Origin of the sequence: Streptosporangium sp. CA-135522 (assembly GCF_050949235.1) — a bacterium.
Taxonomy (GTDB): domain Bacteria; phylum Actinomycetota; class Actinomycetes; order Streptosporangiales; family Streptosporangiaceae; genus Streptosporangium.
The window spans coordinates 532,556-558,243 of sequence record NZ_CP192026.1 but is presented as its reverse complement, the minus strand read 5'-3'; the positions used below and the strand labels follow the sequence as shown (position 1 = coordinate 558,243).

30 protein-coding genes, 1 tRNA gene and 1 pseudogene are annotated in these 25,688 nt (G+C 68.5%); 12 read left to right on the top strand and 20 right to left on the bottom strand.

Translation table 11 applies throughout. The features are described 5' to 3' along the window. Positions 1-130 precede the first annotated feature (130 nt). On the top strand, positions 131-487 hold the full coding sequence (locus ACQPYK_RS02725; RefSeq protein WP_433249631.1) for a DUF309 domain-containing protein: 357 nt from the start codon (positions 131-133) through the stop codon (positions 485-487). Between the two features lie 45 nt (positions 488-532). On the opposite strand, the gene ACQPYK_RS02720 is transcribed toward ACQPYK_RS02725, so the two are convergent. Continuing rightward, complete coding sequence (locus tag ACQPYK_RS02720; protein WP_433249628.1) at positions 533-1,732, bottom strand: MarP family serine protease; 1,200 nt, start codon at positions 1,730-1,732, stop codon at positions 533-535. 72 nt (positions 1,733-1,804) lie between these two features. On the opposite strand from ACQPYK_RS02720, the gene ACQPYK_RS02715 reads away from it, so the two are divergent. After that, positions 1,805-2,356: a HEAT repeat domain-containing protein gene (locus ACQPYK_RS02715; protein ID WP_433249625.1), complete on the top strand. Its 552-nt coding sequence runs from the start codon at positions 1,805-1,807 to the stop codon at positions 2,354-2,356. Here the strand turns inward: ACQPYK_RS02715 and ACQPYK_RS02710 are convergent. Both ACQPYK_RS02710 and nth read right to left on the bottom strand, forming a co-directional pair. Then, positions 2,306-2,947, bottom strand: coding sequence for an NUDIX hydrolase (locus ACQPYK_RS02710; protein ID WP_433249622.1), 642 nt, complete (start codon positions 2,945-2,947; stop codon positions 2,306-2,308). The two genes, ACQPYK_RS02715 and ACQPYK_RS02710, sit on opposite strands and share 51 nt — an antisense overlap. A 118-nt stretch (positions 2,948-3,065) precedes the next feature. Beyond that, positions 3,066-3,722, bottom strand: coding sequence for an endonuclease III (gene nth / locus ACQPYK_RS02705; RefSeq protein ID WP_433249619.1), 657 nt, complete (start codon positions 3,720-3,722; stop codon positions 3,066-3,068). A 150-nt stretch (positions 3,723-3,872) separates the two neighbouring features. On the opposite strand from nth, the gene ACQPYK_RS02700 reads away from it, so the two are divergent. Beyond that, entirely contained in the window at positions 3,873-4,553 is a 681-nt protein-coding gene (locus ACQPYK_RS02700; protein ID WP_433249616.1) for a Crp/Fnr family transcriptional regulator, read from the top strand. 84 nt (positions 4,554-4,637) lie between these two features. Here ACQPYK_RS02700 and ACQPYK_RS02695 read toward each other — a convergent pair whose 3' ends face one another. From ACQPYK_RS02695 to ACQPYK_RS02680, 4 genes are all read right to left on the bottom strand, one after another. Then, positions 4,638-5,426: an MBL fold metallo-hydrolase gene (locus tag ACQPYK_RS02695; protein ID WP_433249613.1), complete on the bottom strand. Its 789-nt coding sequence runs from the start codon at positions 5,424-5,426 to the stop codon at positions 4,638-4,640. After that, on the bottom strand, positions 5,423-6,253 hold the full coding sequence (locus ACQPYK_RS02690; RefSeq protein WP_433249610.1) for an NUDIX hydrolase: 831 nt from the start codon (positions 6,251-6,253) through the stop codon (positions 5,423-5,425). The genes ACQPYK_RS02695 and ACQPYK_RS02690 overlap by 4 nt, the downstream gene beginning before the upstream one ends. 72 nt (positions 6,254-6,325) lie before the next feature. Next, a complete protein-coding gene (locus ACQPYK_RS02685; RefSeq protein ID WP_433249606.1) occupies positions 6,326-6,784 on the bottom strand; it encodes a RidA family protein in 459 nt (152 codons plus the stop codon). After that, the gene (locus ACQPYK_RS02680) at positions 6,781-6,936 is read right to left on the bottom strand and encodes a DUF4177 domain-containing protein (RefSeq protein WP_012887236.1); all 156 of its coding nucleotides are present in this window, start codon (positions 6,934-6,936) and stop codon (positions 6,781-6,783) included. The genes ACQPYK_RS02685 and ACQPYK_RS02680 overlap by 4 nt, the downstream gene beginning before the upstream one ends. Before the next feature lie 245 nt (positions 6,937-7,181). Between ACQPYK_RS02680 and ACQPYK_RS02675 the strand changes: the two genes are divergently transcribed. Together ACQPYK_RS02675 and ACQPYK_RS02670 are read left to right on the top strand one after the other, a co-directional pair. Then, positions 7,182-8,186, top strand: a complete 1,005-nt coding sequence (locus tag ACQPYK_RS02675) for an ArsA-related P-loop ATPase (RefSeq protein ID WP_433249603.1) — start codon at positions 7,182-7,184, stop codon at positions 8,184-8,186. Beyond that, a complete protein-coding gene (locus tag ACQPYK_RS02670; protein ID WP_433249600.1) occupies positions 8,183-9,367 on the top strand; it encodes an ArsA family ATPase in 1,185 nt (394 codons plus the stop codon). The genes ACQPYK_RS02675 and ACQPYK_RS02670 overlap by 4 nt, the downstream gene beginning before the upstream one ends. Before the next feature lie 71 nt (positions 9,368-9,438). Here the strand turns inward: ACQPYK_RS02670 and ACQPYK_RS02665 are convergent, their stop codons facing one another. Next, entirely contained in the window at positions 9,439-9,735 is a 297-nt protein-coding gene (locus ACQPYK_RS02665; RefSeq protein ID WP_012887233.1) for a WhiB family transcriptional regulator, read from the bottom strand. A gap of 265 nt (positions 9,736-10,000) precedes the next feature. On the opposite strand from ACQPYK_RS02665, the gene ACQPYK_RS02660 reads away from it, so the two are divergent. Beyond that, on the top strand, positions 10,001-12,274 hold the full coding sequence (locus tag ACQPYK_RS02660) for a transglycosylase domain-containing protein (RefSeq protein ID WP_433249596.1): 2,274 nt from the start codon (positions 10,001-10,003) through the stop codon (positions 12,272-12,274). Between the two features lie 207 nt (positions 12,275-12,481). Here the strand turns inward: ACQPYK_RS02660 and ACQPYK_RS02655 are convergent, their stop codons facing one another. Continuing rightward, positions 12,482-12,937 (bottom strand): GatB/YqeY domain-containing protein, encoded by a 456-nt coding sequence (locus tag ACQPYK_RS02655; RefSeq protein ID WP_433249593.1) that lies wholly within the window; start codon positions 12,935-12,937, stop codon positions 12,482-12,484. An 80-nt stretch (positions 12,938-13,017) separates the two neighbouring features. Here ACQPYK_RS02655 and ACQPYK_RS02650 point away from each other — a divergent pair, with 80 nt between their 5' ends. Next, complete coding sequence (locus tag ACQPYK_RS02650) at positions 13,018-13,941, top strand: metallophosphoesterase (protein WP_433249590.1); 924 nt, start codon at positions 13,018-13,020, stop codon at positions 13,939-13,941. A gap of 33 nt (positions 13,942-13,974) precedes the next feature. Then, positions 13,975-14,048, top strand: a tRNA-Pro gene (locus ACQPYK_RS02645). A 490-nt stretch (positions 14,049-14,538) separates the two neighbouring features. On the opposite strand, the gene ACQPYK_RS02640 is transcribed toward ACQPYK_RS02645, so the two are convergent. From ACQPYK_RS02640 to ACQPYK_RS02620, 5 genes and pseudogenes are all read right to left on the bottom strand, one after another. Then, positions 14,539-14,865 carry a hypothetical protein gene (locus ACQPYK_RS02640; RefSeq protein ID WP_433249587.1) on the bottom strand — a complete coding sequence of 109 codons (327 nt, stop codon included), beginning with the start codon at positions 14,863-14,865 and terminating at the stop codon, positions 14,539-14,541. Positions 14,866-15,565: 700 nt separating this feature from the next. After that, positions 15,566-15,754, bottom strand: coding sequence for a helix-turn-helix domain-containing protein (locus ACQPYK_RS02635; protein WP_433249584.1), 189 nt, complete (start codon positions 15,752-15,754; stop codon positions 15,566-15,568). A gap of 50 nt (positions 15,755-15,804) precedes the next feature. After that, positions 15,805-16,460, bottom strand: a pseudogene (locus ACQPYK_RS02630) (DNA-methyltransferase). A gap of 26 nt (positions 16,461-16,486) precedes the next feature. Beyond that, complete coding sequence (locus ACQPYK_RS02625; RefSeq protein WP_433249581.1) at positions 16,487-16,873, bottom strand: MBL fold metallo-hydrolase; 387 nt, start codon at positions 16,871-16,873, stop codon at positions 16,487-16,489. A 14-nt stretch (positions 16,874-16,887) separates the two neighbouring features. Beyond that, positions 16,888-17,427: a DUF4396 domain-containing protein gene (locus ACQPYK_RS02620; RefSeq protein WP_433249578.1), complete on the bottom strand. Its 540-nt coding sequence runs from the start codon at positions 17,425-17,427 to the stop codon at positions 16,888-16,890. 341 nt (positions 17,428-17,768) lie between these two features. Between ACQPYK_RS02620 and ACQPYK_RS02615 the strand changes: the two genes are divergently transcribed. The 3 genes from ACQPYK_RS02615 (at position 17,769) to ACQPYK_RS02605 (ending at position 19,652) form a co-directional block, all read left to right on the top strand. Then, the gene (locus ACQPYK_RS02615) at positions 17,769-18,104 is read left to right on the top strand and encodes a BlaI/MecI/CopY family transcriptional regulator (protein WP_433249575.1); all 336 of its coding nucleotides are present in this window, start codon (positions 17,769-17,771) and stop codon (positions 18,102-18,104) included. 106 nt (positions 18,105-18,210) lie between these two features. Then, positions 18,211-18,717 (top strand): hypothetical protein, encoded by a 507-nt coding sequence (locus ACQPYK_RS02610; RefSeq protein WP_433249572.1) that lies wholly within the window; start codon positions 18,211-18,213, stop codon positions 18,715-18,717. Between the two features lie 50 nt (positions 18,718-18,767). Further along, positions 18,768-19,652, top strand: a complete 885-nt coding sequence (locus ACQPYK_RS02605) for a F510_1955 family glycosylhydrolase (protein WP_433249569.1) — start codon at positions 18,768-18,770, stop codon at positions 19,650-19,652. Positions 19,653-19,752: 100 nt separating this feature from the next. Here ACQPYK_RS02605 and ACQPYK_RS02600 read toward each other — a convergent pair whose 3' ends face one another. Next, complete coding sequence (locus ACQPYK_RS02600) at positions 19,753-20,553, bottom strand: IucA/IucC family C-terminal-domain containing protein (RefSeq protein WP_433249566.1); 801 nt, start codon at positions 20,551-20,553, stop codon at positions 19,753-19,755. A gap of 247 nt (positions 20,554-20,800) precedes the next feature. Next, complete coding sequence (locus tag ACQPYK_RS02595) at positions 20,801-20,929, bottom strand: hypothetical protein (protein ID WP_433249563.1); 129 nt, start codon at positions 20,927-20,929, stop codon at positions 20,801-20,803. 57 nt (positions 20,930-20,986) lie between these two features. Between ACQPYK_RS02595 and ACQPYK_RS02590 the strand changes: the two genes are divergently transcribed. Beyond that, a complete protein-coding gene (locus tag ACQPYK_RS02590; protein ID WP_433258681.1) occupies positions 20,987-21,355 on the top strand; it encodes a methyltransferase family protein in 369 nt (122 codons plus the stop codon). Between the two features lie 4 nt (positions 21,356-21,359). On the opposite strand, the gene ACQPYK_RS02585 is transcribed toward ACQPYK_RS02590, so the two are convergent. The 4 genes from ACQPYK_RS02585 to ACQPYK_RS02570 all read right to left on the bottom strand — a co-directional run bounded on the left by ACQPYK_RS02585 (position 21,360) and on the right by ACQPYK_RS02570 (position 25,673). Beyond that, on the bottom strand, positions 21,360-21,641 hold the full coding sequence (locus ACQPYK_RS02585) for a metal-sensitive transcriptional regulator (protein ID WP_433249560.1): 282 nt from the start codon (positions 21,639-21,641) through the stop codon (positions 21,360-21,362). A gap of 62 nt (positions 21,642-21,703) precedes the next feature. Then, positions 21,704-23,065, bottom strand: a complete 1,362-nt coding sequence (locus tag ACQPYK_RS02580; protein ID WP_433249557.1) for an MFS transporter — start codon at positions 23,063-23,065, stop codon at positions 21,704-21,706. Positions 23,066-23,208: 143 nt separating this feature from the next. Further along, positions 23,209-23,373 (bottom strand): MarC family protein, encoded by a 165-nt coding sequence (locus tag ACQPYK_RS02575; protein WP_433249554.1) that lies wholly within the window; start codon positions 23,371-23,373, stop codon positions 23,209-23,211. A gap of 77 nt (positions 23,374-23,450) precedes the next feature. Then, positions 23,451-25,673, bottom strand: a complete 2,223-nt coding sequence (locus tag ACQPYK_RS02570; protein ID WP_433249551.1) for a heavy metal translocating P-type ATPase — start codon at positions 25,671-25,673, stop codon at positions 23,451-23,453. Between the last annotated feature and the right edge of the window lie 15 nt (positions 25,674-25,688).

Below are 25,688 nucleotides of genomic sequence, written 5' to 3'. Positions count from 1 at the left end.
CGGCGGGCCCACACCCGGACGAAAGGCCGCGTGAGCGATGACCGCCAGAGACCGGGACCCGGACGGAAGGCCCCGCAACCAGCGTCCCCGGGACGCGTTCGGACGTCCGCTGCCCCACGGAGCACAAGGCGTGGAGCGCGTTCCGGACGACTACGCGCCGAGCGCGGAGGAGGCCCTGGCCGAGGCGCGCCGGCTGCTCGGCGAGAACCGGCCGTTCCACGCCCACGAGGTGCTCGAAGGCCGGTGGAAGACCAGCCCCGGGCAGGAGCGCGAGCTCTGGCAGGGGTTGGCGCAGATCTGCGTCGGCCTCACCCATCTTCAGCGGGGCAACCGGCGGGGGGCGGCGGCACTGTTCGCGCGGGGCGCCGACAGGATCGGCCGGTACGGCGAGCCGTACGAGAAGATCGCCCTGACCGCCCGGGGGCTGGGCGGCGCGGAGGCCCCGGACGCCGCGGCGGCCATCGCCGCGATCAGGGACCTGCTCTAGTCCTCGGCGGTCACGGGCCCTCGGACCTGCTGCCTGCCGCGGAGCCTAGTTGCTCCGGTCGCAGTCCTGGGTGCCCACCGGGTTGAACAGCTTGGAGCCGTCTTCGGCGTCCGGCGCCACCTCGGCGGCGGTCAGCACGAAACCGGTCTCCTGCTGGTCGAGGGCGGCCGCGAAGACGACTCCGTAGACCCTGCCGTCCGGGGTCAGCAGCGGGCCGCCGGAGTTGCCCTGCCGGACCAGGCCGCGGATCGAGTAGACCTTGCGGATGACGTTCTTGCGCTCGTAGATGTCGGCGCCCTTGGCCTGCTGCTGCCGTCGGATGCGGGCCGCGTTCATGGTGAAGCCGTGACCGTGCGGGAATCCCGCGACGATGGCGTCGTCGCCCTTCTCCGCGGTGCCGTCGAAACGCAGGATCGGCATGTTCAGGTCGGGGACGTAGAGGATCGCGATGTCCCTGTCGGGGTTGTAGAGCACGACCTTGGCCGCGTGGGTGTTGTTGAGGTAGTCGGTGACCTCGAGGTCCTGGTCGACCCCGGCGACCACGTGCGCGTTCGTCATGATCTTGTTCTGCGAGTAGACGAACCCGGTGCCCTCGATGTGCCTGCGGCAGCTGGAGGCGACGCCCTGCACCTTGACGATGCCCCGGCGAGCCCGGGTGAGCTGCGCGCCCTTGGGCACGCTCTGGTCGGGCGGCGGCACCTCGGTGAACTGGTTGCCTCCTATGCCGTCGAACACCTTGGGGAAGCCGGAGGTGTCGATGAAGGTCTTGATCGGCTTCTGCATGTCCTTGGCGACCTGCGGTATCGCCTGGTCGACGGTGCTGATCAGCAGGGATTTGTGCACCTGCTCGCTGAGCAGCGTGAACTGCGAGAAGGTGATCAGGGAACCGATCAGCCAGGCCACGATCAGCACCGAGAACGCGCTGGCGAAGGTGCCGCCGACCGCGTCGACCACCTTCGCGGGCTCCCAGGTGACATGGCTGCGGACCACCGCCCCGATGGTCGAGGACGCGAACTGCCCGATCGTCGCGGCGAGGAAGACGATGACGATGGCCAGCAGCGCCCGCTCGGTGTCACCGTCGACCAGGGCGCCGGCGATCGGCGGGGCGATGAACATGCCCAGCAGGGCACCACCGACGAACCCCACGAAGCTCAGGGCGCCGATGATGAACCCTTGACGGTATCCCGACACGGCGAAGGCCACCATCAGGGCGATCAGGATGAGGTCCAGGAGATCACCGCTCACCCCTTAACGGTATCCAGCCACCGGCCCGCGCGTGCACCCCTTCTGGTAGGCGCCTGCGGTTATCGTGGCCATATGGCAACGATCGGGGGGTCGGCGGCCGTGGAGTCTCTCATCGAGACCGCGCTGCGGGACCAGGACCACGACGGCACGATCCGCTGGCAGGCGGTCACCGTGCTGCACGCGCGGGGTGATCTGGAGACCTTCACCGCGGCCCGGCGGCTGTGCGCGAGCGAGGCCGCCGCCGAGCGGATGCTCGGGGTCGACATCCTGGGCGGGCTCGGCTTCGTCGACCGGAGCCTGCCGGTGCTGCGCTTCCTGGCCGCCAGCGAGGACGACCGCATGGTGCTCTACTCGGTGCTGATCGCCTTCGGCCACCTCAGGGACCGCCGCGCGCTGCCCTCGGTGATCGCTCTGGGCGAGCACGCCGACCCCAGGGTGAGGTACGGCGCCGCCTACGCGCTGCCCAACATCATGGGCAGCCCGCCCGACCCGATGGGCCTGGCGGCCCTGCAGCGGCTGACCGAGGACCCCGACGAGGACGTGGCCGACTGGGCCCGCCTCGGGCTTGCGCTGTCAACGGGAGGCGAGGTTGAGCACGTCCGGCGGCAGGTCTTCGATCCGTGACCGGTCCCAGGGAAGCTCGAAGCCCGCGTCAGAGAGCACCCCGTCGAGCACTCCCGCGGTGAAGCCCCACACCAGCAGCCCGCGCACCCGGAACGCGGGGCCGGAGTAGCCGCTCGGGTGGCGCAGCCTGAGCCGGTTGGCCGGATCGACGAGCTCGGAGATCGGGACGCGCTCCACCGCCTCCACCTCGTCGGGCGAGGCCGCGTGCACCACGCAGGGCGTGTGCCACCAGCCCAGCACCGGGGTGACCCGGTTGTCGCTGCGCCAGACGTAGAGCTCGGGCATCGTGCCGACCACCTGGACGCCGGCCGGGTCGAGGCCGGTCTCCTCCCGGGCCTCGCGCAGCGCCGCGGCGATCGGTCCGCCGTCCTCGGGATCCACCCCGCCGCCGGGAAAGGCGGGCTGTCCCGCGTGACGGCGCCCGCGCGAGCTGCGCTGGATCAGCAGCACGTCGGGGCCGAGCGGGCCCTCACCGAACAGCAACAGCACCGCGGCCGGACGGCCGCCCGACTTCGGCGGGCGCAACGGCAGGGGCACCGGCGTCCCCGCGACCCGCTCGGCCAGCGTCTCCAACCATCCGGGCACTTCCACGGGCACACCTCCGGTCTCTGCAACACGGCGCCCCCTCCCGTTGCTTCCCGGTCGCGCGGCCGATTCCGAAAATCGCACGGCCGATCACGAGAAGGGGCCGGTCACGGGAAGAAGCGGGTCACGAGAAGGGGCCGGGGCGTACCAGTTTGGCGGCCTGGACCGAGTCGACGGGGCCGATGCCGTACGAAGGGCACAGCGCGGCCAGCGGGCACACGCCGCAGGCGGGCCGGCGGGCGTGGCAGATGCGGCGGCCGTGCCAGATCATGCGGTGGGACATCATCGTCCAGTCGCGTTTCGGAATGAGTCCCGCGACGACATGCTCGATCTTGACCGGGTCGGTCTCCTCGGTCCAGCCGAAGCGGTGGGTGAGCCGTTGGAAGTGGGTGTCGACCGTGATGCCGGGAACCCCGAAGGCATTGCCGAGCACCACGTTGGCGGTCTTGCGGCCGACGCCCGGCAGTGTGACCAGGTCCTTGAGCTTTCCGGGGACCTCGCCGCCATAGCGGTCGCACAGCACCTGGGCCATGCCCATGATGCTGTTGGCCTTGGCCCGGAAGAAGCCGGTGGAGCGGATGACGTCTTCCAGCTCGGCCCGGTCGGCGCTCGCGTAATCCTCCGCCGACTGGTATTTCGCAAACAGTGTCGGGGTAACCATGTTGACCCTTTTGTCCGTACACTGCGCAGACAAGATCGTCGCGACCAGCAGCTCCAACGGGGTGCGGAAGTCGAGTTCGCAGTGCGCTTCTGGGTAGGTTTCCGCCAGAATGCGATCCATTCGCCGAGCGCGACGAACCAGGGCAAGCTGGGATTCACCAGCACGACTGACGTTGCGGGGCACCCGGACAGCCTACGCGCATGGGCCCCTTGAGAGTCGCTCGGTGGGATAGGTCACAATGACTGCGTGAGCCGTGAAACAGGAGGCACTGTGAACACCGACGACGTGCTGGGCAGGGCCCCTCTGTTCTCGGCGCTCGACCGCGAGGGCGCCGCCGCGCTGCGCACGAGCGTCTCGGAGGTGGAACTGTCCAAGGGACAGACCCTGTTCAGCGAGAACGAGACCGGGGACCGCCTATACGTGGTGCTCGAAGGCAAGATCAAGCTTTCCAGGACCGCTCCCGACGGCCGGGAGAACCTGCTCAGTGTGCTCGGCCCGGGCGAGATGTTCGGCGAGCTGTCGCTGTTCGACCCCCGTCCCCGTACGGCGTCGGCCACCGCATTGACCGACGTGCGCCTGGCCGGGTTGGGCCACGACGACCTCCGCCCCTGGCTGACCGGTCGTCCCGAGGTCGCCCTGCACCTGCTGCGCGCCCTGGCCCAGCGGCTGCGCCGTACCAACGACGTGCTGGCCGACCTGGTCTTCACCGACGTCCCCGGCCGGGTCGCCAAGGCCCTGCTCGACCTGGCCGAGCGCTTCGGCCAGCGGATCGACGACGGCGTCCGGGTCCACCACGACCTCACCCAGGAGGAGCTGGCCCAGCTGGTCGGCGCCTCGCGCGAGACCGTGAACAAGGCCCTGGCCGACTTCGCCCAGCGCGGCTGGCTGCGCATCGAGGCCAAGGCCGTGGTCATCATGGACCTGGAGCGACTGCACAACCGCTCGCGCTAGTCGTCGCGACGGACCTGAAGCCACTGCACGACCGCTCGCACTGACCGTCGAGACGGATCTGGAGCCATTGCACGACCGCTCGCGCTAGCCGTCGAGATAGGCGAGCTGGGCCCGGACCGACATCTCGGCGGCCGGCCAGAGCGACCTGTCGACATCCGCGTAGACGATCTCGACGATCTGCCCCGGAGTCTTCGCGCCCCGCCCGCGCGCGTCCCGGATCTGGTCCAGCCGCCGCCTGCGGTGGGCGATGTAGCCGTCCAGCGCGCCGATCGGGTCGGGCAGCACCGGGCCGTGACCGGGCAGCAGCGCCTCGGCACCGACCTGCTCGGCCCTCGCGCGAAGCCGGTCGAGGGATCGTAGATAGTCGGCGAGGTCGCCGTCGGGGGCGATGACGGTGGTGCCCCGGCCGAGCACGGTGTCGCCGGTCAGCATCGCCCGGTCCTCCGGCAGCCAGAAGCACAGCGAGTCGAACGAGTGGCCCGGCGTGCCCACCACGTGGAGCTCCAGCCCGTCCACGGTGAGCACGTCGCCCTCGGCGAGGCCCTCGTCGCCGAGCCGGTGCCCCGGATCCAGGGCCCTGACCGGCGCGCCGACCAGCTCGGCGAACCGCCCGGCGCCGCCGCTGTGATCGTGGTGCCCGTGGGTGAGCAGGATCGTCGTCACCCTGCGCCCGTGGAGATGGGCGGCGACCCGTTGCAGGTGGGACTCGTCGTCCGGTCCCGGATCGACGACCAGCATCTCCTCCCCGCGGCCGATCACCCACGTGTTGGTGCCGTCCAGGGTCATCGGGGACGGGTTCGGGGCGAGGAGGCCGAACGCGTGGGTCGTGCCCGACCCATCGGGCCCATCGAGGGGGATCCGCAGCCCGCTCATGCGGTGCCGAACCTTTCGTAGTCGTCGTCGAGCACGATGCGCATCTCCCCGTCCACCTCGGCGATCTCCGGCATGAAGGTGACGATCTCACGCTCGGCCGCGAGCACGTCGGCCACGGTGGTGTAGTCGCGCAGCTCGCCGAGCGTGCGGTAGGTGGGGGGCATCAGGAAGATCTGGCCGTTCCTGGCCCGGTCGACCGCGTCGGCGGGCCGTACCCAGGCGACCTGGTCGGCCTCGCCGCCGACGTCGCGGGTGCGCTGGCCCGGCGGGAGGGCGGCGACGAAGAAGCGGGTGTCGAATCGCCGGTGCTCGATCTCGGGGGTGATCCAGTGGGTCCAGGGGCGCAACAGGTCGGAGCGCAGGACCAGGCCGCGCGCGTCCAGGAAGTCGGCGAACGACAGACTCCGGTCGATCAGAGCGAGCCGGTCGGCCTCCCAGTCGTCGCCGGTGGTGTCGGCCACGACGGACTCCGCGGACGGCCCGGCCAGCAGCACGCCCGACTCCTCGAACGTCTCCCGCACCGCGGCGCAGACCAGGCCGCGCGCGGTGCTGTCGTCCGCGCGGAAGATCGCCCCCCACTCGGCGGGCGAGGGCCCGGCCCAGGCGATCGCGTGGTCGGTGTCACGGGGATCCACCGAACCGCCCGGGAAGACGTAGGCCCCCGCGGCGAAGGCCATGCTCGCCTTGCGCCGCAACAAGTAGACCTCGACGCCCTCGCGGAGGATGACCACTGTGGCGGCGTCCCTGGCCGGGACGGGTTTCACCCGCCCGGCCAGGATGTCACGCGCGCGCTCGCCGAACTCGCCAGGAAGCGGAACCCCACCCATACCGACCCTCCACCCGAACAACACTCGGTTTCAGGATCCATCATGTGGCACGGCTCCCGCGGCCGACAATCGTCAGCGAACCTCGGCGATCAGCTCGACCTCGACCGGCGCGTCCAGCGGGAGGACGGCCACGCCGACCGCGCTGCGGGCGTGCTTGCCCGCCTCTCCCAGAACCTCGGTGAGCAGCTCGCTGGCGCCGTTGACGACCTGCGGCTGGCCGCTGAAGGCGGGGTCGCTGGCCACGAAGCCGACGACCTTGACGATCCGGACGATGTTCGACAGGCCCCCGGCCACCGAGGCGACCGCGGCGAGGGCGTTGAGCGCGCAGGTCCGGGCGAGCTCGCGGGCCTCCTCGGGGCTGACCTCGGCGCCGACCTTGCCGGTCGCCGCGAGCTTACCGTCCACCACCGGCAGCTGGCCCGAGGTGTAGACGTAGTCACCCGAGCGGACAGCCGGGACGTAGGACGCCAGCGGCGTCACCACCTCGGGCAGCGTCAGGCCGAGCTCCGCCAGCCTCTCCTGCGCCGTCACTGCTTCGGCCGCTTCAGGTAGGCGACCAGCTGCTCGGGGTTCGGCCCCGGCACGACCTGGACGAGCTCCCAGCCGTCCTGGCCCCAGTTATCGAGAATCTGCTTGGTCGCGTGGACCAGCAGTGGCACCGTCGAGTACTCCCATTTCGTCATGTGGGACACATTAGCGAGACGGCTCCGGCCGGCGGTTCCCTACCGGCCTTCCGGCACGCGGGAAGCCGGTCGCGGCCTCCGCGTGGACGCGAATACCTCCGAGCGAACGCCGAGCGAACGCGAACGCCTCCGAGCGGACGCGAATGGCACGAGTGGGCAGGATCACTATGACAATCCGCATCTGGAGTCCCACCAGTGGACGGTCCCGGCGAATCGTCAGGTGGCCGTTGGGTAGCCTTCGAAACGTGAGAGCTCGCGACACCGATTGGGACGGCGTACGCCTCCACGTCGTCACCGGCAAGGGCGGCACTGGGAAGACCACGGTGGCCGCCGCCCTCGCCCTCGCCCTCGCCGCGGACGGCCGCAAGGTCCTGCTGGTGGAGGTCGAAGGCCGACAGGGGATCGCGCAGGTCTTCGACCTGCCGCCACTGCCGTACGAGGAGAGGAAGATCGCCGTCGCGCCCGGCGGCGGAGACGTCTACGCGCTGGCCATCGACCCCGAAGAGGCCATGCTCGACTACCTTGAGATGTTCTACGGCATGCGCCGGGCGGGCAAGGCCCTGACGAAGATGGGCATCGTCGACTTCGCCACCACCATCGCCCCCGGCTTCCGCGACGTCCTGGTCACCGGCAAGACGAGCGAGGCCGTCCGCCGCAAGGGCAAGGACGGCAGGCGGGTCTACGACGCGGTCGTGCTCGACGCGCCGCCCACCGGCCGGATCACCCGCTTCCTCAACGTCACCAACGAGGTCGCCGGCCTGGCCAGGGTGGGACCGATCAAGAACCACGCCGACCTGGTGAACGGCGTCGTGGCCTCCCCCGAGACCGCGGTGCACTTCGTCACGGTCCTGGAGGAGATGCCGGTCCAGGAGACCATGGACGGGCTCGGTGAGCTTCGCGCGGCCGGCCTGCCGCCCGGCGGGATCTTCACGAACATGGTCAGGGAGTCGCTGCTGCCCGCGTCCGTCCTCGACGACGCCGGCAAGGACAGTTTCGACCCGGCCGAACTGGCGCTGGGCCTCAAGGCGGCCGGGCTCGCGGACGGCAGCTCCGACGCCGCCGTCGTGGCAGAGGCCCTCGCCGAGGAGATCGCCGAGCACGCCCGCCGTACGGAGCTGGAACGCCGTGAGAGGCTGTCGCTGGCCGAGTCCGGACGCCCTCGCTACGAGCTGCCGCTGCTGGCCGACGGCGTGGACCTGGCCGGGCTGTACGAACTGGCGGAATCGATCCACACCCAGGGAGCGGCATGAGCGAGCGGGCCGGCAGGCAGCGGACCGTCCCGGTCCTCGACCTCGACGCGATCATCGACGACCCGGGCACCCGGATCATCGTCTGCTGCGGTTCCGGCGGCGTCGGCAAGACCACCACCGCGGCCGCGCTGGGGCTGCGCGCGGCCGAGCGCGGCCGTTCGGCCGTGGTGCTCACCGTGGACCCGGCCCGGCGGCTGGCGCAGTCGATGGGCCTCACCGAGCTGGACAACACTCCCCGGCTGGTCGCGGGTGTGCAGGGCGAGGGCCGGCTGCACGCGATGATGCTCGACATGAAGCGGACCTTCGACGAGATCATCGAGGCGCACGCCGACCCCGAGCGCGCCCGCCAGATCCTGACGAACCCCTTCTACCAGTCCCTGTCGTCCAGCTTCTCCGGCACGCAGGAGTACATGGCGATGGAGAAGCTCGGCCAGCTGCGCCGGTCGGGCGACTGGGACCTGATCATCGTGGACACCCCGCCGTCCCGCTCCGCGCTGGACTTCCTCGACGCTCCGGAACGGCTCGGCCGCTTCCTCGACGGCCGGTTGATCCGGCTGCTGATGGCTCCCGCCAAGGCGGGCGGGCGCAGCGCGTTCAAACTGCTCAACGCGGGGTTCGGCCTCGTCGCCGGCGCCATGACCAAGCTGCTGGGCGCGCAGGTGCTCAAGGACCTGCAGACGTTCGTCTCCGCGCTCGACGCCGTCTTCGGCGGGTTCCGGGTTCGCGCTGAGCAGACCTACAAGCTGCTGCAGGCCCCCGGAACCGCGTTCGTCGTCGTGGCCGCGCCCGAACGCGACGCCATGCGTGAGGCGTCGTACTTCGTGGAGAGGCTGGCAGAGGAGCGCATGCCCCTGGCCGGGCTCGTGGTCAACCGGGTGCACCGCGCACCGGCCGCCGTGCTGTCGGCGGCGCGCAGCACCGCGGCGGCCGAGGACCTGGAATCACGGGGCGAGCACGAGCTGACCGCAGCCGTGCTGCGGCTGCACGCCGGCCGGATGCAACTGGCCGCCCGCGAGCACCGCGAACAGGAGCACTTCGTCTCCGCCCATCCCACGGTGCCCGTGGCACAGGTCCCCGCGATGTCGGAGGACGTGCACGACCTGGAGGGACTGCGCCGGATCGGCGAGCTGCTGGCCGCGCGGACGGGGCTCGGATCGGAGGGCCTGAGGCAGGGCGCCTGAGCGGCGCCCGCCCCGGACACGCCAATGTACGGCTGGCGCCCCGGCGCCAGCCGTACGGAATCGGCGCGAACTCAGCCCGCGATCAGCTCGTTCGTTCGCTCGTACTCTTCTTTGGCCAGCTCCAGCAGGTCCCGCCAGGAGTCGACGTCCGGTCGCCGGCGCAGCAGCGCCCGGCGTTCGCGCTCGGTCATCCCGCCCCACACCCCGAACTCGATGCGATTGTCCAGCGCATCGGCGAGGCACTCGGTCCGGACCGGGCATCCTCGGCAGATCAGCTTTGCTCGGTTCTGGGCAGCGCCCTGAACGAACAGCGCGTCAGGATCCGCACCCTTACAGGCCGCACGGGAGGTCCAATCCGTGATCCACATTCGACCCCACTCCCCTTAGGTGGTCAGTCGTGACTTGGGGCCGACGGGCGCGGGCGTCGAGCCTCCGTATTCAATTGCCGCAGAAGGAGAACGTACGCAACCAGACGTTCAGGCCGACAGACCCCGGCGGGACCAATTTCTCGCATGGTCATCCACGGCCATCTGGCCGGGAATGACTAGTCACCTGACCCGGTACGTGCGCGACGCGTGTCGAAATAGTGTTCCGTTACCGTTTGGGTCATCCGTCCGACGTACCCTTGGACACGTGCAAGCTCAAGGCAAAGATCGGAAATCGGCGGCCGGCAACGTGGTACGGCTGCTCGCAGCGGCCACGGCCGCCGGCGTATTGGTCGCTGCCATCGCGCTTCCGGCGGTGGGCGGCGCGGGGTTGACCGTGAACTCCACCACGGAGGAGCTGCACCTGCTCCCCGAGGAGCTCAAGGAGCCCCCGCTTCCGGAGAAGACCACCCTGCTGGACGCGAACGGCAAGCAGTTCGCCCAGTTCTATTTCGAGAATCGCGAGTCGGTGACGCTCGACCAGGTCGCCGACGTCATGAAGACCGCGATCGTCTCGATCGAGGACTTCCGGTTCTACCAGCACGGGGCGATCGACCTTGAGGGCACCTTCCGCGCGGCGGTGCGGAACGCGACGAGCGGCTCGGGCACCCAGGGCGGCTCGTCCATCACCCAGCAGTACGTCAAGCAGGTGCTGTACAACAGCGCCGAGACCCCGGAGGAGAAGGCCGCCGCGATCGCGCCGACCCTCTCCCGCAAGCTGAACGAGCTGCGCTACGCGATGGCCGTCGAGGAGAAGTACACCAAGGACGAGATCCTGGAGCGCTACCTCAACATCGCCTACTTCGGCGCCGGCGGCTACGGCATCCAGGCCGCCTCCAAGCGGTTCTTCGGCAAGCCGGCCGACAAGCTGAACCTGTGGCAGGCGGCCACCCTGGCCGGGGCCGTGCAGGACCCGAACGGCACCGACCCCAACGGGGGCAGGGCCAAGCAGAAGCTGCTGCTGGAGCGGCGCAACATCGTCCTGGACCGGATGGCCGAGCTCGGCAAGATCACCAAGCCGGAGGCCGCAGAGGCGAAGACCAAGAAGCTCGGCTACAAGGACGTCCCGGCCCCCGGCGGCTGCGAGACGAGCCAATACCCCTACTTCTGCGTCTACGTCCGCGAGGAGATCCGCAACAACTCCGAGTTCGGCAAGACCCTCGACGCGCGCGTGAGACTGCTGCAGCGCGGCGGCCTGACGATCAAGACGACGCTCGACCCGAAGATGCAGGATGCCTCGGAGAGGGCCATCCGGAAGTTCGTGAGGACCAGCGACAAGCCGGTCGCGGCGCAGGCGATGGTCGTGCCCGGCACCGGCGCCATCAAGGCGATGGCGACCAGCCGGACGTTCGGTGGGGCCAAGAAGAAGAACGAGACCATGATCAACTTCGCCGCCGACGGCCTGCACGGCGGCGGCGCGGGCTTCCAGGCCGGCTCCACGTTCAAGCCCTTCACCCTGCTCACCGCCCTGGACCAGGGCATGAAGCTCAACGACGGCAACACCACCGGATCGGTCTACACCGCTCCCAGCTACAGCTCGTTCCGCGACTGCGAGGGCAACACGCGCGGCGCCCCCGACCACGACGTCCACAACTCCAGCGAGGGCGGCGGCGGCTTCAAGTCCCTGACGACCGGCACGCTCGGCTCGGTCAACACCTTCTTCCTGAAGCTGGAGGAGCGGGTCGGCCTCTGCAACGTGGTCAAGATGGCCAAGAAGCTGGGCATCAAGCGGGCCGACGGGGGCAAGCTGCAGGAGGTCGAGACCTTCACGCTCGGCGTCAACGAGATGGACCCGGTGACGGTCTCCGCCGCCTACGCGACGATCGCCGCCCGCGGCACCTACTGCAAGCCCATGGCCATCACCGAGGTCCGCGACCGCAACGGCAAGGCCACTCCGTACAAGCCGAAGTGCAGCCAGGTCCTGGACGAGGAGGTCGCCGACGCGGCCACCCACATCATGTCCGGGGTGTTCACCAAGGGCACGATGAGCGAGTACGGCGGCATCGACCGCCCGGCGGCGGGCAAGACCGGCACCACCGACGGCTACACCGCCGCCTGGTTCGCCGGCTTCACCCCTGACCTCGCCTCCGCGGTCAGCCTCGGCGACCCGCGCGGCGCCTTCAAGCACGACCTGGTCGGCGTGACCATCGGCGGGCGCTACTACAGCTACATCTACGGCGCCACGATCTCCGGCCAGATCTGGCGCAACTCCATGCCCGCCGCGCTGAAGGGGGTCGAGCCGACTCCCTTCACGCCGGTGAACATGAGCCGCTTCGGCGGCTGCTCGGGTGCCTGCGCGCCCCCGCCGCCGGCCAAGAAGCCGGGCAGGACGGACGGCGACAGCCCGGGCGACAACGGCTTCGTCGTGAACAACGGTGACGGCAACGGCGGCTTCCCCTACGACGGCGACCGCGGACTCTCCGACGACGGCGACGGGTTCTCGGGCGACGGCGGCGACGCCAACGTCCCGATCGTCCCGTAGAACTCCTCCAGAGACGCCGGAGCCCTCCCTGAGACATCAGGGAGGGCTCTTGCCGTATGGGCGCGAGAAGCCCGTCAGGCGGGCGTGGAGCCCTTCCCAGGCCGCGTCAGGCGGGCGTGAAGCCCCTCTCAGGCCGCGTCAGGCGGGCGCGCACGGGCCTGAACCCTTCTCCGGTCGTCAGCCGGCGCGCACGGCCTGCGCCCTTTCTCAGGCCGTCAGGCGGGCGCGCACGGCCTGAGCCACCCGGCCGCCCTCGGCCCGCCCGGCGACCTTGGGGGTCAGGACCTTCATGACCTGCCCCATCGCCTGCGGCCCGGCCGCGCCGCTCTCCGCGACGGCCTCGTCCACGAGCCTGCCGAGCTCCTCGTCGGAGAGCTGGGCCGGGAGATACTCCTCCAGCACGGCCTGCTCGTCCACCTCGGCCTGCGCCTGCTCCGTGCGACCGGCGCCGCTGAACGCCTCGGCCGCCTCGCGGCGCTTCTTGGCCTCCTTGGTCAGCACCTTGATGATCTCGTCGTCGGAGAGCTCACGCGCCGTCTTCCCCGCGACCTCCTCGACGTTCACGGCCGCCAGTGCCATGCGGATCGTGCGGGTACGGATCTCGTCCCGGCTCTTCATGGAAGCCGTGAGATCGGCCTTCAGCTTGTCCTTCAATGCGCTCATGCGGTCCATCTTGCCGTCTCACCAGCTCCGCCGTATCCCAAGTTTCCTTCAGGGAGCCCGATGTCAGGCATGATGAGAAGGTGAGGAAAGCAGCCGCGGTGCCCCTGTCCCTGCTCGGTGTCGGCATGGCCGGCCTCGCCTACGCCTCGGTCGTCGAGCGCAACGCGTTCCGCCTGCGGCGCTTCGACGTGCCCGTGCTGAAGCCCGGCCAGCGTCCGGTGCGCATCCTGCACCTGTCCGACCTGCACCTCACCCCCGGCAGGCGGATGCTCATCAACTGGGTCCGCTCGCTGGGCGACCTCAAGCCCGATCTGGTGGTCAACACCGGTGACACCATCGCCCACCCAGACGCGGTCGGCCCGCTCCTGCACGCCCTGGAGCCCCTGCTGTCACGTCCGGGCCTGTTCGTCTACGGCTCCAACGACCTCTACGCCCCGCGCCCCAAGAACCCCGCGCGCTACCTCTGGCGCACCTCCAAGGGGGACCACCGCCAGACGATCCCCTCGCTCCCCTGGGAGGAGCTGGGCGCAGGCATGGCCGTCGAGGGCTGGCTGGACATGAACAACACCACCGCCCGCATCAAGGTCGGCGACCTCGACGTGGCCGTGGGCGGCATCCACGACTCCCACATCAACCGGGACCGCTACGACCTGATCGCCGGCCCGGCCCCGGCGGAGGCGGATCTCCGCCTGGGCGTGATGCACTCCCCCGAGCCACGCAACATGACCCGCTTCGCCGCCGACGGCTACCAGCTGCTGCTCGCCGGCCACACCCACGGCGGTCAGCTCTGCATCCCGTTCTACGGCGCTCTGGTCACCAACTGCGGCATCGACCGGGCCCGCGTCAAGGGCCTGAGCCGCCACGACTCCGCCTACCTCCACGTCTCCGCCGGCCTCGGCACCAGCCCCTATTCCCCGGTCCGTTTCGCCTGCTTCCCCGAGGCCAGCCTCCTCACGCTCGTCCCCCGCCGCCGAAGCGACGCAAGCACCCGCGAAGTCCGCTAGACTTTCCCAAGCACGAGCAAGACCGACGTGCACCGGGGTGTGGCGCAGCTTGGTAGCGCGCTTCGTTCGGGACGAAGAGGTCGCAGGTTCAAATCCTGTCACCCCGACTCCATTTCCCGAGGTCAAGGGCCTGGTCATCAGAAATGATGATCAGGCCTTTTGCTTGTGGACCGCAGTTGGACCGCGGCAGTGAACGGGCCTGGACGACCCTTACAGTCCTAAGCCGACACTGTGCGACCCTCATCACAAACAGGTTGAACACTCGCTCACAAGTCCTCGGTCTTCGCTCTGGACCGCGTAAGGGCTACGAGTCACGGAAACCCACCTGAAGCTTCCAGCTCAACCGAACGCGCCAACATCCACATCGACTGCGCCACCGGCGTGAAGGCCTCCCGCCCCTAACCCGACATCGTGTTGCGAATGCTGCGCGGCGGCGACACCTTGAAGGTCACTCAGCTCGATCGACTCCCCCTCAGCCCCCTGCCTGAGGAGTATCACGGTTGTCGGGTCGGGCCGGAGCGCGGTGCCGACCTGCGGTCAGTCCGTTTCCCCGGCCCGACCGCCGACCCGTGGGCCAGGTCATGGGCACTGCGAGCTTTAGAACAGACCCAAGCTCGCCATGATCAGTAGGGCGAGAGTCACCGTTCCGGCGAACGCCACACCACCTTTGCTGATGGCGGCAGGAAGCTCTGCTCCACCAGCTCTGGCCAGGAAGCCAGCCATCTGGGCGATGATGATCCCGATAAGGACGGCCACGATGACAAGCAGGGCCTTCAAAGGGGTCATGCTCATTTCTCTTTCACGGGGGATGGAGTGCGGTGCGCTGGTTGCCAACGCACAGCACATAGGGCCAGTGGTTGATTCACAGAACATCGGATAATCCGCATGATGATGTTTGGTGACCGCGCTGGCTGGAGCCGTCATCCCCACGTGCTCCGTCCACGCACGTTGTTGGGTCCTTGTGGGACCCACTCCGCGCTATGGCGCTTTCTCCGACAATTTTGGCATACACCTACATGTCGCCGGGTCGAAATTTGCTTTCGTAACCAATCATCTAATTCAGACATTGGAGACGTCTCGCATGCCCACAGCAAGAATCGCGCGGGTCGGTTCTACCGTCGTCTGCGTGACCAGGTCCGCACGGCTGCCAGGTCCACCGGATCTACAGTCACGCCATCGACCTCAACGTCCAGCCATCGACTCGATACGGTCATTGAGCCCGCGGTTTTCGTTGAGGACCAGTACCATGCCCACGGATCCGGGGTCGCTCCCAGATGCCCTGAGACTGATCTCGCCCCAGGGACCTAGAGGATGATCGCCTCGGTGGCCAGGAGTGACGGACGACGGGAGAGACGGAAGCCGATGGTGCGGCGATGAGAGTCGCGGCGCTCTCCCGGTCGGCTCCGCAGGTCATGAGCCCGAAAGTCATGCGGGTTTGCGGGACTTGCCGATGACCGAAGGATCCGACGTCGATCTACTATCGATGATCAATGAGCCATACCAGTCAACGGAGGAGCATTTGCGCATCTCCTACCCGACTTCGTGAACCCGCGCCCTTCATTTAATGCCCGTACATCGGCATATCTAGTGCCCGGAAAGATAGTTTCCGGGCACTAGAAGAGCATCAGCAGCGGCGACGTTCATCGCCGAGGGTCTCGTCCTCAGCGGATTGGGGCATAAGCAGTCGGATCAGATCCGATGTCGAGACTCGGTACAGATCTCCGATCCGGACGATCCGAACAGGGAACTCGTCAGCTCGGGCGAGTTCGTACGCCTTGGTTCTGCCGATGCCAAGCACGCGAGCTGCAGCCATCAAGCTGAGGGTGGGCGGGAGATCCTGAAGATCGCGGTGAGTTAAATCCTTCATGGCTGGGCCCCGTCAGTAATCTCCACCTCTCGGATCCGGGCGATGGCGAGTTTCGCGAATGGCTCGCAGAGTTCGATGCCGGTGAACTGCCGTTCGAGTTGCCGGGCGGCAAGAGCGGTCGTTGCCGTTCCGGAGAACGGGTCGAGGACGGTGCCGCCGGGCCGGCAACCGGCGGCAATGGCCCGTGGGGGATGCCGATGGGGAACGGGGCGTAGTGGACGCCCTTGTAGGGGCGGGTGGAGATCGCCCAGACGTCGCCGGGGTTGTGACCGCCGGGGTGGGCGGTGTCGTGTTCCTGGCCGATGGGGTGTCGTGTTCCTGGCCGATGGGCTGCGGCGCGGTGCCGTACTGTCTGCCGGACGCTGCCGCCTGGCCGTACTTGCCGTCGGGCGGCCAGGGCGCCTGGATGGCGTTCGGTTTCATGCCGCCTCGGCGGGACCGGCGTGAGAGGGGCCGATCTGCGGTGTACGGCTCGCGAATGGCGTCCAGGTCGAACCCAGTAGTAGCGCTGCTTGACGAGCAGGAAGATGAGCTCGTAGCGGGTGGAAAGCCGGTCCAGGGCAGGCTGCGGCATCGTGTTGGGCTTGTGCCACACGATGGCGTTGCGCAGGATCCAGCCGCCCTGCTGAACTGCCGACCCCTGCTCATCAATGAGGCACGGCCTGCTGAGTGGGCCGGTCAGGGCGAACCGAGGAGCGTGAAGCCAGCGCCCTTCCTGCGGACCGTTCCCGTGCGGGTGAGATGCGTGGCCAGGAAGACGCCTTCACGGTCGGCGAGGTCGTTGAGCACGCGGTGGCGGGAAACCGCCGCCTGGCCGGGGTCGTCGCACAGCGATGAGGAGATGTCCGGGCGGCTCAGCTGCAGGGGATGATGAATCAGGTCGCCTCCGATCACCGCGGTCCGGCCGCCGTCGCTGATCTCTACGACGAGATGGCCGGGGGTGTGCCCGGGAGCGGGCAGCAGTCGTACGACGTCGTCGATCCGATGGACTCCGGTGACCAGGTCCAGCAGGGCGTCCTGTACGGCTCGCCGGGTGCGGCGCACCCGGCGATCGGTCCGGTCCACGGGGGCCTTCGTCGTCAGTGGTGGTAGGCGTGGACCACCGCGTGCCCCTTGCCCCTGCCGATGATCCACTTGTTGATCGGGGTGGTGACCAGGAAGGCCACCAGCAGGGAGAGCGCCAGAGCGCCCCAGAACAGACCGGAGGCGAGGCTGGCGTTCATGGCGCCGGGGAGCACCATCATCACGCCGTTGTCGGCGATCTCCATGACGATGATCGACACGGTGTCCGCGGCGAGCGCCAGCCGTACGAGCTCACGCCAGCCCAGACCGGCCCTGCGCAGCCCCATGATGGTGAGCGCGTAGCCGAAGAAGAACGCCAGAACGATGGCCAGGACGATGGTGGGCCCGTTTGCCAAATCCAGCGCCGTGCCGATCACCATGCCGAGTACCTCGCCGATGGCGCACCCGGTCAGGCAGTGCAGGGTCGCCGACGCGGCCGTCCGCCACGTCACCTTCCCCGTGTGACCAGCGTGAGAGTGCCCCATGTGCGCGTGTGCATCGTGGCCGTGGTGCCCCTCGTGCCCGGCGTGATCCATGTGGTGGGCGGCTTCCGACATCCCAATCTCCTGACTCATACGTCATCTCGCCCGGCGACCATATACGTACGGGGGGTATCTTGCAATGACTTTTCGGTCGGAAGGCTCAAAAGCATCGAGACCGCACGGATAGATCACTTCACCCCAAAAGGGAATTCCGGGAGACGCGACTCTACTACGGGCGATCGGTGTGGGAGTCGAGAGGGTATCGGTGATCACCATGTCGCCGACTCGGCAGCTCACAGGTCGGCGGCGGGAATGACGCATGGCCGGGCGTCTACGACGGCCAGTAGCATTGAATGATCGCAGGTAGAGGGGAGTCTCGCACGATGCGTGGTCTGGGAGACCTGGAGTAGGCGATCATGGATCGTCTGTGGTCGTATCACCGGCCCGCCTCGGTGAGAAACGTGCTCGAAGACCTGCGCCTCGAGCGAGACATCGCTTACACCACCGTCATGACAGTGATGGACAAGCTGCACACCAAGGGCCTGCTCCGCCGCAAGCAGGTCGGACGCGCCTACATCTACGAGGCGGTCGCCACGAAAGAGGCCTACACCGCTGAGCTGATGCGCAACACGCTGGCCTCCAGCGGTAACCAGGCGGCCACGCTCGTTCACTTCCTGGAACGGCTGACCCCGCAGGAGGCCGCGGCGCTCGATGCCGCGCTCAAGGTGTGTCCGCCCCGGAGCCGCGCATGACGGCCGCCGCCGTCCTGATGTCGTACGCCGTGATCGCCACGGCCGTGTTTCCCGGCTACTGAGCCGGGGTGAGTGGGCCGAGCGCGCTCCTCGTCTGGCGATCTCCGTGTGGTTGGCCGCCTGCATCTCCGCGGCCGCCTCCGCGGTCCTGTCGGCACTCGCCGCCGCGATCCCCGCTAACGTGATCGGACACAGGCCGACCGAGTTCTTCCAGGCGTGCGCGGACATGCTCTCCGATGACGCGGCCGTCGCCGAAGCCTTCCCCCGGGCCTTTTCCCGCCTTCCGCTGTTCGCCCGGGCGAGGAGCTCGATCGCGCGGCTGATCGAGCTCCTCGCCGACGTCGCGGCTCGCCGCCATCCCTGTATCCATATCGCCGCTGCCCTGGTACAGCCGGCCACCGGCCGAGCTTCGTTCTTGCTGGGGGCCGGCGGCGAGACCGCTCTCACCCGTGTCAAGCGCATGCTCAGCCCGGCCGTTCCCCTCGGGTGCCGGGAACGTATCGCAGGGCTCGCCGCCGTGGCCCTCCTCCTCGCCGGCCCCGTGGTCGTGGCCGCGATTCCCGGTCTGGGCTCGTTCCTGGCCCACCGCTGTCATGGCATCTCGATCTTCTAGCCGCCGAGTTGTCTACGATAGTAAGTAGTAGCCAAGGATAGGCTGCTGGTGTGGCCTCCATCGATCAACATCTCCGCCTGCGCACCGGCGCCGTCCTGGCACTTCTGGCTTTTTTCGGTACGGCGTGCACCGAGGGGCCGTCTGAGGAGGCGGCCGGTCCAGCCGATCCCGGAATCGGTCACGTCCACGGCCTTGGTATCGATTCCTCCGACGGCACGGTCTACATCGCGGGGCACTACGGACTGTTCCAGGTTGGGGCCGCGGGCACGGCCCGGCGCGTCGCCGACCGTATTCAGGACCACATGGGCTTCACCGTGATCGGTCCGAAGACCTTCCTCGCCAGCGGGCACCCGGCGGCAGCGGACGTTCCGTCTGGTGGCTCTCCACACCTGGGCCTGATCCGCACGACGGACGCCGGCGTCACCTGGACCTCGGTGTCGGAGGCGGGCACCGCCGACTTCCATTCGATCCAACCGGCGGGAGCGGACCTCTACGCCTATGACAGTCAGAAAGGACAGGTACGGCGCAGTGCCGACGAAGGGCAGACCTGGGTGCCGGGAGCGAAGGTAGAGGTGATCGACCTGGCTGGTCACAAGGAGGAGCCGAATCGCGTGTACGCGACCACACCGGACGGCCTCCAGGTCAGCTCTGACGGCGGCATGAATTTCACCGTGATCGCCGGCGCCCCGTTCCTCTCCCACGTGGACTCTCCGAGCAAAGACGAGCTGATCGGGCTCGACGCCGACGGCCAGGTGCAAGCCAGCAAGGACGGCGGCGAGACTTGGCGGGCATCTGGCCGCCTGCCTGGCCAGGCCTCTGCCTTCACCGTCGTCAGCCGGCAGCGTCTCCTCGCGGCCATGGAGGACGGGACAGTCATGGAGTCGCCAGACGGAGGGCGCACGTTCTCGACCATCTACCGGTCCGCTTCGAGTTGAATCGGGAACAAGATGCGGCCGTCTCCCCGGGACTCATGTCGGCTTTCTGAATGCGGGCCGGTCGACCTGCGGGTAAGGCGTTGTGAACCGTGCAGCCGGATCAGTGCGGGACGGCACCACCTGTGAGGATCCGACGGTAGTTGGCCACGCGGTCCTCCACGCTGTCGAGACAGCAGCTGGCGCATTTCTCGCCGTGATCCGCGGTGTAGAACAGGCAGCACGTCCGGCGCAGATAGAACAGTCCTTCCCGGCCCCCCTCGGCGAGCCGGACCGTCTCGCCGAGCCTGCCCAGCTCCTGAGGGCAGGCCGCGAGGAACTCCTCATGCGCGCGCTGCAGCGCGTCGACGTCGGCGTCCGGGATCCTGCTCGCGGCCCCGAAGGCCGCGGCGCATCCCTGGGCGATACCGCCGTTGAGCTGGCGCCTGCCTGCCCGGCTGCGCACGCGCAGCGCGTCGGCGAGAGGAAACAGGTGATCGTCGAGTACCTGGTTCACGAGCAGCCCCAGCCGTTCGCCGGCGGTCATGCCCGAGACATCGGCCAGCTGCGGCCTGCGCAGCGCGACGGCCTCGAACCCGTGATGATCACTGAGTCGGAGCGCCACGTTCTCCGGCCGGACATCCAATACCACGCCGTACAACGCCCAGGCCAGCAGCGCGGAAGCGGTCACGGTGCCGGCGTAGACCGCCATGACCGTGAGAGCGACCGCGTGTGCGGACACCTGGCCGCTGCCCACGCGCTCGGCCTCGAGAACCTGAGCCAACTCCGTCGATGCGGGGTCCAGCAACCTGTCTGCGGGGATCCAGCCCTCCTCCGAATCCAGGCCGACTTCCAGCCGATAGCGCTCCCCGTAGCTCGCGAGGGTCTCCAGCATGGTGATGAGGTCAGTGGAGGGATGGGTCACGGTCTGCAGCTCCTGGAGTGACGGACGGCGGTGGCCGCGAACAATTCTGCGCTATCGCGCCACCTAAGCCGATCTGGGTATCCATGGGGCACATCGGGCCAATTGCCCTAATGTCGCCCCAAGGCCTGCCACTTGCCGAGCATGAGCCCTCCTCTAGGCGAACGCGGCCCGAGGGCGCCCTCAAAGTGCTGAAAAGCCGACGGAGTCAGACATGAGCCATGCCTGACGCCGTCGGCTGTCACGTGATCTAGAGCCGGTCGAGGAGCTTCTGCATCTGCTCGATCTCCATCTGCTGCTGAGGGACATCCGCGCCGGCGGGCACCTGTGGAACGAACTGATCGGCTGGACGGGCGATCCGCACCTGAGCCCGTTCCACCTGGCCGGCTATTTGGCGATCGGCGGCGGATTCTGGCTCATCTCCGCGGCCTGGAGGGTGCTGCGCGACGCCGCTCAGCACGACCGCCTGGCGGCCACCGGCCCGTACGCGTGGGTCCGGCACCCGCAGTACGACGGCTTCATACTGATCATGATCGGGTTCCTCCTGCAGTGGCCGACCATCCCCACGTTGATCATGTTCCCGATCCTGGTGCTCGTGTACGCGCGACTGGCCCGTAGCGAGGAACATGAGGTCGCCATCCGGTACCGCGACCAGTGGGAACCCTACGCCGCCCGCACTCCCACGTTCTGGCTCTCGTGTTCCTGCTCTGCGCCACGGGGTTGGCGGTGTACAGACCGAAGGGGCGGATCAGGCTCAGTGCGCCCTCGACGGCGTAGGCGGCGGCACTCTCTCGATTTACTTTGAAGAATCAGGAACGGACAAGTCTTGCGATGGCGTCCGAGGCCTCCTTGACCTTCTCCTGGGCCTCGGGGCCGCCGTTTCTGGTGGCCTCGGCCACGCAGTGAGCCAGGTGCTCCTCCAGGAGGGAGAGGGCGAACGACTGGAGCGCGCTGGTGGCCGCGGACACCTGGGTCAGGATGTCGATGCAGTACTTGTCGTCGTCGACCATGCGCTGCAGACCGCGGATCTGACCCTCGATCCGGCGCAAACGCCGGAGATGGTCTTGTTTGGTGTCGCTGTATCCAGCCATGTCCACTCCCTCTTCCTATCTCACCACCGTACGTCCCTGGGGTATCTGAGAGTGGGTTCTTTTCACGCAAGGGCTGCCGGCTGCTGCGCCTCCTGCGCGACAGCCTTGGGCCGCCTCATGAACGACACCGTGGCGACCACGCCGATCGCCGCGACCACTGCCGCGCCGACGAAGGCTGCGTTGGTGGAGCCCTGGCCGGTGGCGATGGCCGTCATCACGGCCAGGCCGAGCGCGGAGCCCACGTTGTACGTGGTGTTCACGATGCCGGAGGCCAGGCCTGCTTCTTCCGGCCGCACGCCGGACATGGCTGACATCATCGCGGGGATGTAGGCCAGCGACATGCCTACCGCCGCGATCAAGCTCGCGGGCAGCACATCGGTGACGAACGATCCGTTCGCGCTGGCCAAGCTCAGACCGGCGATTCCCACAGCGAGGACGCCCAGGCCCAGCACGATGAGCGGCTTCGCGCCGAAGCGACCGAGCAACCTGGCGGTGATGCCGACCATGAAGATCATGACGGCGACGGTCATGGGCAGCAGCGCCGCGCCGCTCGCGAAGGAGCCGTAACCGAGGGTCTTCTGCAGGTAGAGGTTGAGGAAATACCACATCGGGATCCACGCGGCGCCCAGGAGTGCCATGGCCAGGTTGGCAGCGGTCAGGCCAGGGGTCTTCCAGATGGCGAGCGGCATGAGGGGCTCGCGGACCGAACGCTGGATGAGCAGGAAGGCAACCAGGAGAACGACAGCGCCGACTCCGGCGAGCCAGTCGGCGGTGACGATCGCGTAGACGGCGAGGGCGACGCCCGCGGTCACAGCGATTGCGCCGAGCCAGTCGACCGACCCGCGCTTGCCCTCGGTCTTGGGCAGCAGCGCAGGAATGGCGGCCAGCGTGGCCAGGCCGATCGGGATGTAGACGATGAACACCCAGGGCCAGCTCAGGTACTCGGTGATCACGCCGCCGAGGAAGACGCCTGCCGTACCGCCCGCGGGTGCGGCGGCGCCGTACAGGGACATGGCCTTGCCCAGCTCACGCGGGTTGTGCCCGAACAACATCATCAACAGCGTCATCGCGGCGGGGGCGATGAGGGCTCCGCCGACGCCCTGGACGGCGCGCCCCAGGATCTCCACCCACGCGGTGCCTGCTGCTGCGGCGATGACCGAGCCGGCGGTCAGGACGACCCAGCCGGTGGTGAAGATCTTGCGGGCGCCGACCAGGTCGGAGAGCTTGCCGCCCAAGAGGAGCAAGCCGCCGAAGGCGACGACGTAGGCGTTGAACACCCACTGCAGGCTGCTGTCGGTGAAGCCCAGCTCGCGCTGCATATCCGGCAGGGCCACTCCGATGATGGACGTATCCATGATCACCATGAACTGCGCGGCGGCAAGCACGACGAGCGCCCACCACCGACGCGGATTAACGGTAGACACGACGTTCTCCTTTCGCCTGATACCTAGGAGGGGTATCTGAGATGCAAGGAACGTAACATACCCCCCAGGGGTAAGACAAGGTGGCGGCGGGCCGGGTTACGCCGGAGGCCCCGTGGCCTCCGGCGTTGGGCTGCTGTATCGCCTCAGACCCAGTGCAGGACCGCCCCGGCGACGAGCTCCACGGCTATGGCCGCAGCCAGAAGCCCCATGATCCGGGTGACCAGGTTGAGCCCGTTGTCCTTGAGCAGCCGCCCGGCGGGATGGACTCGGTAGCCGTGGAGAAGCAGGGGATCGTCCAGCGCAGCCACACCGCGACCATGTTCGTCCCTCCTCTCGAGCAATCTGGTGTCCGGTGGCCCGGGATTCCCGGACCACCGGCGTCTTGTTACTTGAAGCTGCGCAGGCGCAGGCTGTTGGTGACCACGAAGACGCTGGAGAAGGCCATCGCCGCTCCCGCGATCATCGGGTTGAGCAGGCCCAGCGCCGCGAGCGGCAGGGCGGCCACGTTGTAGGCGAAGGCCCAGAACAGGTTGCCCTTGATGGTGCCCAGCGTCCGGCGGGAGAGCCGGATCGCGTCAGCGGCCACTCGAAGGTCGCCGCGGACCAGGGTGAGGTCCGAGGCCTCGATCGCCGCGTCCGTCCCCGTGCCCATCGCCAGGCCCAGGTCGGCCTGGGCGAGCGCGGCGGCATCGTTGACGCCGTCACCCACCATCGCCACTGTCTTACCCTCGGCCTGGAGCTTCTTGACGACGTCCACCTTGTCCTTGGGCAGGACCTCGGCGATCACCTCGTCGATGCCGACCTCGGCCGCGACGGTCTTGGCGACCGCCTCGTTGTCGCCGGTGAGCAGCACCGGGGTGAGGCCGAGCGCCCGCAGTTGCCGGATGGCCTCCTTGCTGGTCGGCTTCACCACGTCGGCCACCACGAGGATGGCCCGGGCCTTACCGTCCCAGCCGACGGCGACCGCCGTACGGCCGGCGGCCTGAGCCTCCTGGAAGGCGCGCTCCAGTTCGACGGGCAGGTGCTGCGACCACTCGGCCAGCAGCTTGGGCCGGCCGACCAGGACGGCGTGGCCGTCCACGATGCCCTGGACGCCGAGGCCCTCGACGTTGGCGAAGTCCTCCACCGTGGCGGTGGACTGCGCGGCGCGGGCGATCGCCTGGGCGATCGGGTGCTCGGAGGCGTGCTCCAGGGCTCCGGCGAGCTTGAGGACCTCGTCGCGGTCCTCACCCTCGGCCAGGTGCACGTCGGTGAGGGTCATCTTGCCCTCGGTCACGGTGCCGGTCTTGTCGAGGACGATCGTGTCGATCTTGCGGGTGGACTCCAGCACTTCCGGGCCCTTGATCAGGATGCCCATCTGAGCACCCCGGCCGGTGCCGACCAGCAGCGCGGTCGGTGTGGCCAGGCCGAGCGCACAGGGGCAGGCGATGATCAGCACGGCCACCGCGGCCGTGAAGGCGGCCGCCGCGCCGGACCCGGCACCGAGCCAGAAGCCGAGGGTGCCGAGCGCCAGAGCGATCACGATCGGGACGAAGATGCCCGAGATGCGGTCGGCCAGCCGCTGGACCTGGGCCTTGCCGGTCTGGGCCTCCTCCACCAGCTTGGCCATCTGGGCCAGCTGGGTGTCGGAGCCGATGCGAGTGGCCTTGACGATCAGCCTCCCGCCCGCGTTGACGGTGGCGCCGGTGACGGAGTCGCCCTGCCGTACCTCCACCGGGACCGACTCGCCGGTCAGCATGGAGGCGTCGATGGCGGAGATGCCCTCTTCGATCACGCCGTCGGTGGCGATCTTCTCGCCCGGACGGACCAGGAAGAGGTCGCCGACGTTGAGCTGGTCGGTGGGAATCCGCCGGCCGTCGACGAGCTCGACCTCCTTGGCGCCCAGTTCGAGCAGGGCGCGCAATGCTGCTCCCGCGCGGCGCTTGGATCGCGCCTCGAAGTAGCGTCCGGCCAAGATGAACGCGGTCACACCGGCGGCGGCCTCGAGATAGATGTTGCCGGAGCCGTCACTGCGGGCAATCGTGAACTCGAACGGGTGCGTCATACTCGGTACGCCTGCCGTACCGAAGAACAAAGCCCACAACGACCAGCCGAGCGCGGCTAGCGTGCCCAGGGACACCAGAGTGTCCATGGTCGCCGCGCCATGCCGCAGGTTGGTCCAGGCGGCCTTGTGGAAGGGCCAGCCCGCATAGACCACCACCGGAGCGGCCAGCGTCAACGACAACCACTGCCAGTTGGTGAACTGCAGCGGTGGGATCATTGCCATCGCGATCACCGGAACGCTCAGTACCAGGCTCGTGATCAGGCGGTTGCGCAGCGGACGGAGCTCGTCCTCCGGCTCCTGGACCTCCTGGCCCGACTCCGCCTTCGGCGGGGCGGGGAGAGCCGCGGTGTAGCCGGCCGACTCCACTGTGGCGATCAACCGCTGCGGGTCAATGCCCTCGGGAAAGGTCACCTTCGCCTTCTCGGTGGCGTAGTTGACCGTCGCGGTGACGCCGTCCAGCTTGTTCAGCTTGCGCTCGATCCGGTTGGCGCAGGACGCGCAGGTCATGCCACCAATGGATAGCTCGATGGCGCCTTGGCGCTGGTCATCGGTAAGCGGAGACATCACCGCTCCTTTCTG